The sequence below is a fragment of the Lysobacter niastensis genome, from assembly GCF_015453285.1.
Taxonomy (GTDB): Bacteria; Pseudomonadota; Gammaproteobacteria; order Xanthomonadales; family Xanthomonadaceae; genus Lysobacter_J; species Lysobacter_J niastensis.
The window spans coordinates 383,887-397,662 of the sequence record NZ_JADLZT010000004.1; the positions used below are offsets into that span (position 1 = coordinate 383,887).

General features: G+C 68.1%; 15 protein-coding genes. 8 read left to right on the plus strand and 7 right to left on the minus strand.

The window, feature by feature from the left end:
• Nucleotides 1–110 precede the first annotated feature (110 nt).
• The gene (locus IU514_RS09220; protein ID WP_194930796.1) at nt 111–638 is read left to right on the plus strand and encodes a hypothetical protein; all 528 of its coding nucleotides are present in this window, start codon (nt 111–113) and stop codon (nt 636–638) included.
• A 12-nt stretch (nt 639–650) separates the two neighbouring features.
• On the opposite strand, the gene IU514_RS09225 is transcribed toward IU514_RS09220, so the two are convergent.
• Nucleotides 651–1,907: a 6-phosphofructokinase gene (locus IU514_RS09225; protein WP_194930797.1), complete on the minus strand. Its 1,257-nt coding sequence runs from the start codon at nt 1,905–1,907 to the stop codon at nt 651–653.
• Nucleotides 1,908–2,081: 174 nt separating this feature from the next.
• Between IU514_RS09225 and IU514_RS09230 the strand changes: the two genes are divergently transcribed.
• From IU514_RS09230 to IU514_RS09240, 3 genes are all read left to right on the plus strand, one after another.
• Nucleotides 2,082–2,660 carry an adenylate kinase gene (locus tag IU514_RS09230; protein WP_194930798.1) on the plus strand — a complete coding sequence of 193 codons (579 nt, stop codon included), beginning with the start codon at nt 2,082–2,084 and terminating at the stop codon, nt 2,658–2,660.
• Between the two features lie 229 nt (nt 2,661–2,889).
• Complete coding sequence (locus IU514_RS09235) at nt 2,890–4,290, plus strand: Mur ligase family protein (protein ID WP_194930844.1); 1,401 nt, start codon at nt 2,890–2,892, stop codon at nt 4,288–4,290.
• A 51-nt stretch (nt 4,291–4,341) separates the two neighbouring features.
• On the plus strand, nt 4,342–4,926 hold the full coding sequence (locus IU514_RS09240) for an LON peptidase substrate-binding domain-containing protein (RefSeq protein WP_194930799.1): 585 nt from the start codon (nt 4,342–4,344) through the stop codon (nt 4,924–4,926).
• Here IU514_RS09240 and IU514_RS09245 read toward each other — a convergent pair.
• On the minus strand, nt 4,915–6,918 hold the full coding sequence (locus IU514_RS09245; RefSeq protein ID WP_194930800.1) for a bifunctional DedA family/phosphatase PAP2 family protein: 2,004 nt from the start codon (nt 6,916–6,918) through the stop codon (nt 4,915–4,917). The two genes, IU514_RS09240 and IU514_RS09245, sit on opposite strands and share 12 nt — an antisense overlap.
• Before the next feature lie 99 nt (nt 6,919–7,017).
• On the opposite strand from IU514_RS09245, the gene IU514_RS09250 reads away from it, so the two are divergent.
• Nucleotides 7,018–7,695, plus strand: a complete 678-nt coding sequence (locus tag IU514_RS09250) for a protein kinase family protein (RefSeq protein ID WP_194930801.1) — start codon at nt 7,018–7,020, stop codon at nt 7,693–7,695.
• A gap of 40 nt (nt 7,696–7,735) precedes the next feature.
• Nucleotides 7,736–8,584: an SDR family oxidoreductase gene (locus tag IU514_RS09255; protein ID WP_194930802.1), complete on the plus strand. Its 849-nt coding sequence runs from the start codon at nt 7,736–7,738 to the stop codon at nt 8,582–8,584.
• Here IU514_RS09255 and IU514_RS09260 read toward each other — a convergent pair.
• Entirely contained in the window at nt 8,581–9,456 is an 876-nt protein-coding gene (locus IU514_RS09260; RefSeq protein WP_194930803.1) for an ion transporter, read from the minus strand. The two genes, IU514_RS09255 and IU514_RS09260, sit on opposite strands and share 4 nt — an antisense overlap.
• Nucleotides 9,457–9,587: 131 nt before the next feature.
• Between IU514_RS09260 and IU514_RS09265 the strand changes: the two genes are divergently transcribed.
• Entirely contained in the window at nt 9,588–10,820 is a 1,233-nt protein-coding gene (locus IU514_RS09265) for an acetylornithine/succinyldiaminopimelate transaminase (RefSeq protein WP_194930804.1), read from the plus strand.
• 54 nt (nt 10,821–10,874) lie between these two features.
• Here the strand turns inward: IU514_RS09265 and hemL are convergent, their stop codons facing one another.
• Nucleotides 10,875–12,158, minus strand: coding sequence for a glutamate-1-semialdehyde 2,1-aminomutase (hemL, locus tag IU514_RS09270; protein WP_194930805.1), 1,284 nt, complete (start codon nt 12,156–12,158; stop codon nt 10,875–10,877).
• Nucleotides 12,155–12,793, minus strand: coding sequence for a thiamine phosphate synthase (gene thiE / locus IU514_RS09275; RefSeq protein WP_194930806.1), 639 nt, complete (start codon nt 12,791–12,793; stop codon nt 12,155–12,157). The genes hemL and thiE overlap by 4 nt, the downstream gene beginning before the upstream one ends.
• A 36-nt stretch (nt 12,794–12,829) precedes the next feature.
• On the opposite strand from thiE, the gene IU514_RS09280 reads away from it, so the two are divergent.
• The gene (locus tag IU514_RS09280; RefSeq protein WP_228760593.1) at nt 12,830–13,054 is read left to right on the plus strand and encodes a rubredoxin; all 225 of its coding nucleotides are present in this window, start codon (nt 12,830–12,832) and stop codon (nt 13,052–13,054) included.
• Nucleotides 13,055–13,079: 25 nt separating this feature from the next.
• Here IU514_RS09280 and IU514_RS09285 read toward each other — a convergent pair whose 3' ends face one another.
• Both IU514_RS09285 and IU514_RS18950 read right to left on the minus strand, forming a co-directional pair.
• Nucleotides 13,080–13,538: a DUF192 domain-containing protein gene (locus tag IU514_RS09285; protein ID WP_194930807.1), complete on the minus strand. Its 459-nt coding sequence runs from the start codon at nt 13,536–13,538 to the stop codon at nt 13,080–13,082.
• Between the two features lie 54 nt (nt 13,539–13,592).
• On the minus strand, nt 13,593–13,776 hold a 184-nt coding region (locus tag IU514_RS18950), incomplete at its 5' end, for a hypothetical protein (RefSeq protein ID WP_228760594.1).

The following is a 13,776-nucleotide window of genomic DNA, read 5'->3' on the forward strand; positions in this document are numbered from 1 at the left end:
GACTATCGCACAGGGGCGATGACCGTGGAACCGGAACCCTGTCCGTGAAACCGTGGTTCAGCGCCTTCATGCGAGGCTGCGACCAGCATCACGTTGTGGAGCCTTCCCCCATGCGTCCCGTTCCCTCCGTGTTCGCCCCGTTGCTGTTCGCGATGGCCCTGCCTGCACTGGCCACGCTGTCGCCGGGCGACCCCAAGCCCGAGATCGCGCGCGATCCGGCCAAACCCCAGCCGCAGAACAGCGTGCACACGCTGCGCCAGATTCCCGAGGCTTGCGCCCGCCTCGAAGGAATGTTCACCGGCCAGGCCGACGATCCCTATGCGTTCGCCGTGGTCCGCATCAGCGAGACCTGCCAGCCGCGCGCGCGCTTCGTCGATGCCACGAAAGCGCAGCCGTCACCGTCCAAGGGTTGGAAGTTCAACGACCTGATCCGCGTGCCGAATGCGAACTGTCCATCGCAGCAGGTGGTGGTGCGGGTGTGGCGCAAGCCAGCGACCACGGCGCCGCCGAAGACCGATGCGCAGGGCAAGTCGCGCATCTACCTCGAAGAGCAACGCCGGGCCGCAGCGGCCAACCAGTTGGCGGCGGTGCCGATGTACGCGGCAACGATGGCCGTGGAGGGCGAGGCCTGCCGCTGATCGCGTGACTGCTCAGCCCTCGAACGGCGGCAACTTCTTCGCCACTGCGACGTTCTTCAGCTGCACGTATTTCGGGATGCCGTCGCGTCCGTAAGGCGGCGGCGACTCGCCGCGGATCAGTGGTTCGAGATAGCGGCGCGCGGCATCGGTGATGCCGTAGCCGTCCTTGCGGATGAAGGAGGACGGCATCTTCTTTTCGTGGTTCGCGATGTCCGCCAATGGAGCCGCCTCGATCTTCCAGCGATAGGGCGAATCGCTGGCGCGCACGATCACCGGCATCACGGCGTTCATGCCCTTGAGCGCGAACTGCACCGCCTTGATGCCGACCGCCTGCGCCTGGTCGAGGTCGGTCCGCGACGCGAGATGGCGAGCCGAGCGTTGCAGGTAGTCAGGCAGGGTCCAGTGCACCTTGTAGCCGAGCGCATCCTTGACGCGACCGGCGAGGAACGATGCCACGCCACCGAGCTGGGTATGCCCGAACGCGTCCTTGCCGGCGCCGGCATCGGCGACAAACTTGCCGTCGGCGGTCTGGATGCCCTCGCTGGCGACGACGACGCAATAGCCGACGCGTTCGACCGTGGCCTTCACGCGGGCGAAGAAACTGGCCTCGTCGTAAGGACGCTCGGGGAACAGGATCAGGTGCGGTGCTTCGTCCGGACCCTGGCCGGCCAAGCCCGACGCCGCGGCCAGCCAGCCGGCATGGCGGCCCATCGCCTCGTAGACGAAAACCTTGGTGGAGGTGTCGGCCATGGCGGCCACGTCGAGCGCGCATTCGCGCACCGACACGGCCGTGTACTTGGCGGCCGAGCCGAAGCCCGGGCAGCAATCGGTGACGGCCAGGTCGTTGTCGACCGTCTTCGGCACGCCCACGCAGGTCAACGGGTAACCGTACTCGGCGGCCAGTTGCGACACCTTCAATGCGGTGTCGGCCGAATCGTTGCCGCCGTTGTAGAGGAACCAGCGCACGTCGTGGGCCTGGAACACCGCCAGCAGGCGCTCATAACGGGCGCGATCCTGTTCCAGCGACTTGAGCTTGACCCGGCAGGAGCCGAACGCGCCGCCCGGCGTATGGGCGAGGGCGCGGATCGCTGCAGCCGGCTCCTTGCTGGTGTCGATCAGGTCCTCACGCAGCGCGCCGAGGATGCCGTTGCGGGCAGCCAGCACCTTCACCCGGCGCGCACGCGCGGTCTGGATAACGGCAGAAGCGGTCGCGTTGATGACAGCGGTGACACCGCCAGACTGCGCATACAGCAAGGTTCCGGAGGCCATGTCCATTCCAGGATTGGGGCCGGTATGCGGTAAGCTGCCCGCATTGTTGGGCCCGGTGGGCGTGTCGCGCGAGTGTAGCGCCGCCGCACCCCGGGCCAGCGGCTGGGGCAGGGCCCGAGGTCGCGCGGGTCCGCCACGGGCCGCACGGATTTTCTTGTTCTAGGAGTGAAGTTGATGCGATTGGTTCTTCTGGGCGCGCCCGGTTCCGGCAAGGGCACGCAAGCCGCGCGCCTCAAGGAGCATCTGCAGGTGCCGCACATCTCGACCGGCGACCTGCTGCGCGCCGAAGTCGCCGCCGGCACGAAGCTCGGCCTCGAAGCCAAGGAGATCATGGCCGCGGGCAACCTCGTCAGCGACGAGATCCTGCTGGGCATGCTCGAGGATCGCTTCTCGCGCCCCGACACCGCCGGCGGCTTCATCCTCGACGGCTATCCGCGCAACCAGGCCCAGGCCGACGCGCTGGACAAGCTGCTGGGCCGCATCCGCCAGCCGATGGACTTCGCCGTGCAGCTGGAAGTGCCGACCGAACTGCTGGTCGAGCGCATCGCCGGCCGTGCCAAGGCCGAAGGCCGCGCCGACGACAGCCCGGAATCGGTGCGCACGCGCCTGCAGGTGTACGAGAACTCCACCGCGCCGGTCATCGAGTTCTATCGCCAGCATGGCCAGCTGACCGTCGTCGACGGCGTGGGCTCGCTGGACGAGGTGTTCAACCGGATCATCGAGGCGCTGGCGCCGGTGAAGGAAGTCGGTTGAGGTTCTTCTCCCTCTCCCGCTTGCGGGAGAGGGGTTGGGGTGAGGGCAGTGAGGTTGCTGCGGTAGTCTCCGGCAGCGAAGCCGGCCGCCCCCCTCACCCCTTGCCCTCTCCCGCACGCGGGAGAGGGGGAGTTGGTGCCATGCGGGAGTCGCTTCGCTGCACCGGACCGCGAACGGGTAGGGATCTGTCACTTTGAAGCTACATATTCTTGGCATCGCCGGCACCTTCATGGGCGGCGTCGCCGCGCTCGCGCGCGAACTCGGGCATGAGGTCGAAGGCAGCGACCAGGCGGTGTATCCGCCGATGTCGACGCAGCTCGAGCAGCTCGGCATCGAACTCAGGCAGGGCTACAAGCCCGAGCACATCTCCGCCGGCTGCGACGAGATCGTCGTCGGCAACGCGCTTTCGCGCGGCAATGCCGCGGTGGAGCAGGTGCTGGACGACGGCCGCCGCTACACCTCCGGCGCGCAGTGGCTCAGCGAACACCTCCTGCCCGGGCGCGACACGCTGGCGGTGGCCGGCACGCATGGCAAGACCACGACCACCACGATCCTGACCTACCTGCTACAGGCGGCCGGGCGCGAGCCGGGCTTCCTGATCGGCGGAGTCGCCGAGGACTTCGGCGTCTCGGCGCGAGTGGGCGGCGGCCGCGAGTTCGTGGTCGAGGCCGACGAGTACGACACCGCGTTCTTCGACAAGCGCAGCAAGTTCGTCCACTACCGTCCGCTAGTGGCGATCCTCAACAACCTGGAATACGACCACGCCGACATCTTCCCGGACGTGGCCGCGATCCAGCGCCAGTTCCACCATCTCGTGCGCACCGTGCCGCGCCGTGGCCGCCTGATCGTCAACGGCGAGGACAAGCACCTGGCCGAAGTGCTGGCGATGGGCTGCTGGACCCCGGTGGAGACCTTCGGCCTCGACGCCAGCCTGGTGCCGCAGGCCGCCGAAGCGCACGTGATGCACGGCGACCGCGCCGACGAGCGCATCGCCGCGCATGCCGCGTTCAACTGGACTGCACGCCTGATCAACGAGGACGGCAGCGCGTTCTGGGTCATCCACGACGGTGCCGAGGTCGGCGAGGTGCACTGGCCGCTGCTGGGCCGGCACAACGTGATGAACGCACTCGCGGCACTGGCCGCCGCGCACGCGGTCGGCGTCGAAGTCGCCAGCGTGCTGCCGGCGCTCGCCCAGTTCCGCAGCGTCAAGCGCCGCATGGAAGTGATCGGCCAGGCCGACGGCATCACCGTGTACGACGACTTCGCCCACCATCCGACCGCGATCGCGACGACACTGGCCGGGTTGCGCGCGAAGGTCGGCGACGCACGCATCGTGGTGGCGATGGAGCCGCGCAGCAATTCGATGCGACTGGGTGCTCACGCCGAAGCTCTGGCGCCGTCGCTGGACATCGCCGACACGGTCGTGTTCCTGCACCGCCCCGAGCTGGCCTGGGATGCCGGCAAGGTGGTCGGCGCACTGCGCGGCGAGGGCGTCGCAGTCCCCGATGCCGACGCCCTGATCGCAGCATTGCGCGAGCGTGCACGGCGCGGCGACCACGTGGTGTTCATGTCCAACGGCGGCTTCGACGGCGCCCCGCGCCGTTTCCTCGCGGTCCTGCAGCAGGGCTGATCGTGTCCGCACGCGCTTGCCGGTCGTGCAGGCGCGCGTAAACTGGCCGCGATGCCGAACGCGCCCACCGAATCGCTCGGACTGTTCCCGCTGCACACCGTGCTGGTGCCCGGCGGTTCGCTCGGGTTGCGCGTGTTCGAGCCGCGCTACCTCGACCTGATCCGCGACTGCGGCCGCGTCGGCAAGGGCTTCGGCATCTGCCTGATCCTGGACGGAGAGGAGGTCGGCGCACCCGCGTCGGCCGCGGCCTACGGCACCGAGGCGCTGATCGAGGACTTCGGCCGCGGCGACGACGGCCTGCTGACGTTGCGCGTCCGCGGCGCCCGCCGCTTCCACACGCAACGCGTGCGGGTTCGCGACAACGGCCTGCAGGTGGCCGACGTGGAATGGTGCGACCCGGATCTCGGCGAATCGGTCAGGCCCGAGCACGGCCTGCTGACAACATTGCTGGAACGGCTGCTCGAGCGCATCGGCGGCGAGCATGCGAGTGCGCCCAAGGCGCAGTTCGACGACGCCGCCTGGGTTGGCTGGCGCCTGGCCGAGTTGCTGCCCCTGCAGGACGAGCAGCGCCAGGCGCTGCTGCAGATCGACAACCCGCACCAGCGGCTGGATCGCTTGCTGGCGCTACTGCCCTGACGTTGCCGGCGCGGTGCGCAGCCGCAGCACCGGCGCGCCACTGGCGGGATGCGGACTCTCGACGGACTCGAAGTCCTTCAACGCGGACTTCACCAGCGCGTGCGCGTGGCCGTCGTCCTTCTCGGGCAGCCACAGCACCGCCGAGTCCAGTGGGCGGGACAAGCGCAGCGTCTGCGTCGTGCCCACCCAAAGCGGCGTGCCGTCATTGAGTATCGCCGGCGCCTGCCACAGGCGAAGGGCGTACTGTTCATTGCCGTCGCGGCCATCGTGCAGCAGCAACAGGGTTTCCGCATGCGCATCCAGCGTGGCCGGAAGCACCGGCTGCTCGCGCGCCGGCGTGTCTTCGTCGAGCAGGCCCACGGTCGCGACCCAGTCCGCCTGCGGCTGCACGCGCCAGCCCTGGGTGACCAGGCGAGCACGCAGCGGCTCCAGTGGCCCAGCGACCTGCACGTCCAGCGGCCAGCGGCGGCGGATGTCGCGCTCGTTGCGCTGGTCGGGCAGCGTCGCCCAATCCCGTTGCCACCACTGCTCGTGCGCGAGCACGGTGGTCGGCGTGGCGGCTTCGAACTTCGCAAGCAGGGCATCCACACTGCGCGGCGCATGCCACACCGCGGCCAGTGCGAACGTCCCGTAGAACAGGATCGCCAGCGGCCGCATCCAGAAGGAGCGGGCGACGTGGCGGCGGTAGGCGATGCCCAGCATCAGCAGCCACAGGATGCCGAACAGCGTGCCGCCGACGAGGTCGCTGGGCCAATGCGCGCCCAGGTAAAGGCGCGCGAATCCGAGCAGCGTGGTCACGATGCCGGCCACCAGGTAGGGCCACACGCGAGTGCGCCCGGGCAACTCGCGTGCGATCAGCACGGCGAAGAAGCCGAAGACAATCGTGCTCATCGTCACCGCCACCGACGGAAAGCCGAAGCCTTCCGGCGCAGTGGGCGGACGTGGCATGTCGATCGCCTGTTCCAGCAACGCCGTCAGTGCCAGGCCGAACACGAGCGCCGCCACCCAGTGCGTCGCCGCCATCCAGCGTCGGCGCCACAGCAGATATCCGAGCGCGACCACCGCCGCCGGCCCGAGCACGGCGGCATCGCCGAGGCTGGCCAGCGCCGCCATCAGGCGGTCCGCCAGCGGGTTGCGCAGGTTCCACATGAACTCGTGCACGCGGTGGTCGATCGCAAGCGGGCCACCGCTCGCGAGCAGCGAAGCCAGCAGCGTGAACCAGGCCCAGCTGATCGCCAGCAGGCATGCCGCCAGCATCACCAGCGAAGGCGACTCCGGGCGGTTGGGGTCGATCAGCGCTGCTGCGTAGCGTCCCAGGTGTGGATGCGCGCGCGTCCATCGCAGCGCCCTGGAGAGCAGGTTGTCGGCATGCGCCGCGAACCAGCGCCAGGTGTAGAGCACGCAGGCCCACACCAGCGCGATCGCGACCACCAGCGTGCCCAGCACGATGGCGAGGCGATCGGCGACCGCGGCGACGGCGTTATAGGAAGCCCCGAGCACCCAGCCAGGTGCCAGGAACGATGCCGACCAGAAGACGCAGGCAGCCAGGCTGGGCAGCGCGTAACGTCGCAGCGGCATGTGCAGCATGCCGGCGATGGCCGGCACGAACGGGCGTACCGCCCCGACGAAGCGGGCGATCACGATGCTCTTGGTGCCATGGCGCCGGAACATCGACTCGCCGCTGTCCAGCCATTGCGGGTAGCGCGAGAACGGCCAGCGGCTGCGCAGCTGCGGCCCCCATCGGCGCCCGATCCAGTAGCTCAGCCCATCACCGATGAAGGCGCCAAGCGTCGCGCACACCAGGGCGTAAGGACCATTGATGTGTCCGAGGCCGATCAGCGCGCCGACGGCGAACAGCAGCGGCAGCGCCGGCACGACGATGCCGAGGATCACCAGGGCGTCGCAGAACGCGATCAGGAAGATGAGGGCGCCGGCAGCGGTGGGGTGGGCGCTGATCCATGCGGTCGCGCTTTCGAGCCAGGCGGATTCCATCGGGCGATTATAGGCAGCGGGTCGATGACAGGGCGATGGCTGGACCGGCGTGAAGCGCGCCGTTCGCGGCCGATGGTGGCGATTACGTACACTGATGCCATGCGAGCCCATTCCGTTGCCAGTGCAGACGCCATTGAAGTGCAGGCCCTCAAGGCCGACACCTTCGGGCGGATCTCGCTGATGCGCGGCGAGCGCGGGCTGTTCGTACGCCGCGACCTCGGGCATGTGCCGCTGTGGGTGCGGCTGCCAGCCTGGTGGCTGGCACGGCGTGAGGCGCGCGCGCTGCAGTGCGTCGATGGCCTGCCTGCCATGCCGCAGTTGCTCGGATGGGACGGGCGGCGGCTCGACCGCAGCTACCTCGACGGTGCGGCGATGTACCAGCGCCCGCCACGAGGGGATGTCGCCTACTTCCGCCAGGCACGACGCCTGCTCCAGTTGCTGCATCGCCGCGGGCTGGCGCACAACGACCTAGCCAAGGAAGCCAACTGGCTGGTTCTGGCCGACGGCACTCCGGCGATCATCGATTTCCAGCTGGCGACCCGCGGCCGCCCGCGCTCCCGCTGGATGCGCCTGCTTGCGCGGGAGGACCTGCGGCATCTGCTCAAGCACAAGCGCACCTATTGCGCGACCGCGTTGACGCCGGTCGAGCGGCGCGTCCTTAAGCGCCACTCATGGCTGCGCGAAGCATGGTTCGCGACCGGCAAGCCGGTCTACCGGTTCGTAACGCGCCGGTTGCTGCAATGGGAAGACAATGAAGGCCAGGGCCCGAAGCCGTAATTCTCGGCACTGATCGAAGCGGGCTCCAAGGAGACATGCCATGCGTACCCTGTCCGGCAAGACCCTGTTCATCACCGGCGCATCGCGGGGCATCGGCCGTGCGATCGCGCTGCGCGCCGCGCAGGACGGCGCCAATATCGCGATCGCCGCCAAGTCGGACGTGCCCAACCCGAAACTGCCGGGCACGATCCATAGCGTCGCCCGCGAAGTCGAGGCGGCCGGCGGCAAGGCACTGCCGCTGAAGTGCGACATCCGCGAGGAAGACGATGTCCGCGCGGCCGTGGCTGCGACCGTGGATGCGTTCGGCGGCATCGACATCCTCATCAACAATGCCAGCGCGATCTGGCTGAGGGGCACGCTCGACACGCCGATGAAGCGCTACGACCTGATGCAGGACGTCAATGCGCGCGGCACCTTCCTGTGCGCGCAGGCCTGCCTGCCGCACCTGCTCAAAGCGCCGGACCCGCACATCCTGTCGCTGGCGCCACCGCTCAACCTCGAGCCGAAATGGTGGGCGCCGCACACGGCCTACACGCTGGCGAAGATGGGCATGAGCTTCGTGACGCTGGGCCTGGCGGCGGAGTTCGGCCCGCAGGGCGTGGCGGTCAATGCCCTGTGGCCGCGCACCGTCATCGCCACGGACGCGATCAACATGATCCCCGGCGTGCAGGCCGAGCAGTGCCGCAAGCCCGAGATCGTCGCCGACGCCGCGCACACGGTGCTGCTGCGGCCGGCGGAGGGATATTTCGGGCACTTCCTCATCGACGATGACGTGCTGTTCGCCGTTGGCGTCACCGATTTCACCCAGTATGCGGTCGATCCGAGGGCGCAGCACCTGCTTCCGGACCTGTTCCTGACCGAGTCGCAGCTCGCCCGCAAGCCGCGCTAGGTCGAGCCCGGCGCAGGCGGCAACGCTTGCCCGCACTGGCGGCAGTACGCCGCCAGTGGGTCGTGCCCCTGCAGGCCGCAGGCCGTGCACAGGCGAGGGTCCGCCTGCCCGGCATCGGGTCCGCCGCGCAGGCTGCTGGCGAGTTCCGCGGTGTAGATGCCGGTCGGCACGGCGATGATGCTGTAGCCGATCAGGATCAGTACCGAGGTGACGAACCGCCCCAGCGCCGACTGCGGCGCGATGTCGCCAAACCCGACCGTGGCCATCGTCACGATCGCCCAGTAGATGCTGGTCGGGATGTCGGTGAAGCCATGGTGCGGTCCTTCGACGACGTACATCAGCGCACCGAACACCACTGCGATCGTCACCAGCGCCGACAGGAACAGCAGGATCTTGCGCCGGCTGCGAACCAGCGCGCCCATCAGCACGCCACTTTCCTCGACATAGCGGGTCAGCTTGAGCACGCGGAACAACCGCAGCATGCGCAGGACCCGCACCACGAGCAGGCTCTGGCTGCCCGGTACCAGCAACGACAGGTACGTTGGCAGGATCGAGAACAGATCGATCAGGCCCCACAAGCTCAAAGCGTAACGCAGCGGATTGCGCACAACCGCAAGCCGCATCGCGTACTCGATGCTGAACAGCAGCGTGAACGCCCACTCCATCGAATACAGCAGACGGGCATGGCGAGTGTGTATGGAGGCGACGCTGTCCAGCATGATCACCAGCACGCTGGCGAGGATGGCGAAGATCAGCAACAGGTCGAAATTGCGTGCGCGCCGCGTGTCGTGGCGGTAGATGATGTCGAACCATGTCCTCCGCCAGCCGGTTTCACTGGCCGGTTCGAGCGTCGGGTCGGCCTGCAGGCGCATGGGGGTCTCCGGGCGAGGCGCGGCCCGGCGATGGTGCCCTGCCGCCGGTGTGCGCGACGCGAGGGAGCCGGGCATCCGGGGGCGCGATGCGCGACAATGGCGTTTTCCGCCCCACGCAATCCTCCCGCACCATGACCGCCACCACGTCCGACCTCTATTCGCTTTCCGAACGCTACTACCTTCCGGTCTACCGGCCGCGCCGCATCGTGCTCGATCACGGCCAGGGCGCACGCGTATGGGATCGCGACGGGCGTGAATACGTCGACTTCGGTGCAGGCATCGCCGTCAACGCGCTGGGCCACGCCCATCCGGCGCTGGTCGCCGCGCTGACCGAGCAGGCCGGCAAGCTCTGGCATACCAGCAACGTGTTCGTCAGCGAGCCGCCGCTGCGCCTGGCCGAAGAACTGGTGGCTGCATCGCGTTTCGCGCAGCGAGTGTTCTTCTGCAACTCGGGCGCCGAAGCCAACGAGGCCGCGGTGAAGCTGGCACGCAAGTGGGCGACCGCGCAGGGCCGCACGCCGGACCGTCGCGTCATCCTGAGCTTCCGCGGCAGCTTCCACGGCCGCACGCTTGCAGCCGTGACCGCGACCGCGCAGCCGAAGTACCACGAGGGCTTCGAACCGTTGCCGCAGGGCTTCCGCTACAGCGACTTCAACGACCTCGCAGCGGCTGAGGCGGCCATGGAAGCAGGCGATGTGTGCGCGGTGCTGGTAGAACCGGTGCAGGGCGAAGGCGGCGTGACGCCTGCGAGCGAGGAGTTCCTGCTCGGCCTGCGCGCGCTGTGCGACCGCCACGGCGCGCTGCTGGTGCTCGACGAGATCCAGTGCGGCATGGGCCGTACCGGCCAGTTGTTCGCCTGTCATTCTTACGGCGTCACGCCGGACGTCGTGACGCTGGCCAAGGCACTCGGCAGCGGGTTCCCGATCGGCGCGATGCTGGTCGGCGAAAAAGCCGCCGATGCCATGCAGTTCGGTGCGCACGGCACCACCTTCGGCGGCAATCCGCTGGCGGCGGCAGTGGCCCGCGCCGCGCTGCGCGAATTGTCCTCGCCGGCACTGCTGGCCAATGTCGAGCGTCAGTCGCTCGCGATCCGCGATGCGCTCGCGCAGATCGACGCCGACCTCAAGCTGTTCTCGGAAATCCGCGGCTGCGGCCTGATGCTCGGTGCGCAACTGCGCGATCCGTTCCAGGGGCGTGCGGGAGAGATCCTCGATCGCTGCGTGGAGCACGGCCTGCTGCTGCTGCAGGCAGGGCCGGACGTGCTGCGCTTCGTGCCGGCACTGAACATCAGCGACGACGACATCGCCGAAGGCCTCAAGCGGCTGCGCGCCGCGCTGGCGGCGTTCGCACAGGCGACGCCGTAAGCAAATTGCCGAGAATCGAAACGCCGCCGCGCTGACGCACGGTGGCGTTTCTGTTTACAGCGAGCCGAATGCCGCCTGGGCCGCTTCCAGCGTGTGCTTGATTTCCGAAGGGCCGTGCGCGCTCGACATGAACCCGGCCTCGAATGCCGAAGGCGCCAGGTAAACACCGCGTTCCAGCATCGCGTGGAAGAACGCATTGAAGCGCGCAGTGTCGGAAGCCTTCGCGTCCTCGAAGGTCTCCACCGGTCCATGGCGGAAATACAGGCCGAACATGCCGGGAGCGCGCGTGGTGGTGAAGGCGACGCCCGCGGCGCGTGCGGCCGCTTCCAGTCCGTCGCACAGCGTGTGCGTCGCGCGCTCCAGCGCGTCGTGGAAACCGGGTGCCTCGATGAGCTCCAGCGACGCCAGTCCGGCCGCCATCGCCACCGGGTTGCCGCTGAGCGTGCCGGCCTGATAGATCGGGCCGCTTGGTGCGACCTGTTCCATGAGATCGCGACGTCCACCGTAAGCACCCACCGGCATGCCGCCGCCGATGATCTTGCCGAACGTGGACAGGTCAGGCGTGATGCCATAGCGCTGCTGCGCGCCGCCGAGGGCCACGCGGAAGCCGGTCATCACCTCGTCGAAGATCAGCAGCGCGCCATGCTTCGTGCACAGCTCGCGCAGATGCTGCAGGTAGCCGTCGCGCGGCAGGATGCAGTTGGCGTTGCCGACGATCGGTTCGATGATCAGGCCGGCGATCTCGCTGCCGGCATCATTGAACAGACGCGTCGCAGCATCGAAATCATTGTAGGGAAGCGTCAACGTGAGGTCGGCAAGCGCCGCCGGTACGCCCGGCGAGTTAGGCAGGCCCAGCGTCATGACGCCGCTGCCGGCTTTCACCAGGAAGCTGTCGCCATGGCCGTGATAGCAGCCTTCGAACTTGACGATACGCGTGCGGCCGGTCGCGCCGCGGGCAACGCGGATCGCCGACAGCGTCGCCTCGGTGCCCGAGTTGACCATGCGCACCATCTCGCAGCTGGGCACGATGCGCGTGATCGCTTCGGCCATGGTGACTTCCAGTGCGTTCGGCACGCCGAAGCTGAGCCCGTCGCGCATGGTCTTCTCGACCGCGGCCAGCACCTGCGGGTGTGCGTGACCGGCAATCATCGGGCCCCAGGAGCCGACGTAGTCGACGTAGCGGTTGCCGTCGACGTCGTAGAGGTAAGCGCCTTCCGCCCGCTGGGCGAAGAAAGGCTCGCCGCCGACCGACTTGAACGCGCGCACCGGCGAGTTGACGCCGCCGGGAATCAGATCCTTGGCGCGGGTGAACAGGGCATGCGAGCGGTCTTGGTTCATGGCGTGGGGGCTTCGTCGAAACAGGAAAGGTAGGCGCGCACAGCGGCGGCGGGGTCGGAGGTGTCGAACACGCCGCTGATCACGGCGATCAGGTCGGCACCGGACTGGACCAGTGGACGGGCATTGTCCGGCGTGATGCCGCCAATCGCCACCCGTGGAAGGCCCAGAGAAGCAGCGTCATGGAGCAGTCCGGGTGTAGCGCGACGAGCATGAGGCTTGGTCGGCGACGGAAAGAATGCGCCGAAGGCCACGTAGTCAGCTCCAGCGGCTGCGGCGCTGCTGGCGAGCGAGAGGTCGGCATAACAGGACGCGCCGAGGATGGCGCCCGTGGGCAGTGCCGCCCGCGCCGCCGCGATTTCGCCGTCGTCCTCGCCCAGGTGGGCACCGTCGGCGCATATCCGGGCAGCAAGCCGCCAGTCGTCGTTGAGGATCAGCGGCACCCCGAAAGCCCGGCAAAGCGGCTGCAACAACTGCGCTTGATGCTCCCGGAGGGCCGCGTCGGCCGTCTTGTTGCGGTACTGCAGCCACGTGGCGCCAGCGCGGAGTACCGCCTCGACGCGCGCGAGCAGCCGTCCGGTATCGCTGTCATCGGGGGTAATGGCATACAGGCCGCGTCGGGGCCATTGCGGATTCATGCTCGGAGCTTCCGTGGGCGCGGGCGCGGTGGGACAATGCGCGCTTCGCAAACCACGCATTATCCGCCCATGTCCGAGATCGCCGCGACCACCACCTTCCGCACCTGGATGTGCGTCGTCTGCGGGTTCATCTACGACGAGGCCCAGGGCCTGCCGGAAGAGGGCATTGCCCCCGGTACCCGCTGGGAGGACGTGCCGGACACCTGGACGTGCCCGGATTGCGGCGTCACCAAGGACGATTTCGAGATGATGCCGCTCTGAGCGTTGCGGTTTGACCCACGGCGGCTCAGCCGCCGCCGTTATCGGGGCCTATGCCCGGCCCGAGCTTCAGTTCCGCCCCCTCGGCGATGCCCAGTCGTGCCGCCTCTCCGGCGTTGAGCTCCAGCACATAACGCGCGGGCGCATTGCTTGGGTAGGGCGGACAGCGATCCCCCAGCGAACAAGGCGGTACGTCGCGCTGCTGCGACACCAGCTTGCGCGTGTCGTCGAAGTAGAGAATGTCCAGCGGGATCTTCGTGTTCTTCATCCAGTACGCGAGGGGCTCCTGCTGTTCGTGTATGAACAGCATGCCGTGGCCGTTCGGAAGCTCGTCGCGAAACATCAGCCCACGCGCGCGTTCCGAATCGTTGTCCGCCACCTCGATTGCGTAGCGTTGCCCGCCGAGCTCGACCCAAAGGCCATTTCCCGAGGCGCATCCTGCGAGCAGCAGGGCGCAGCCGGCCAACAACACGCGCGATGCGTACATGGTTCGCTCCATGGCATGAGATGAGACGGCGAAGATATTAGTGGTGATCGGTAGTCAAGCGGATGCCGCAAAAATATTTATCGAAAAAACTCTTCCAAATCCGTTTGCGGCTGTGCACAATGCGCGCCCCGCCGAGGTGAAGTTGATCGAAGCGGGGCGCGCCGGAAGCGGCACGGGTTTGGAGCGGTTGAGGCGATCGAAAAGATGGCTTGAACCGGTTGACGGATCCGCGGCTTGC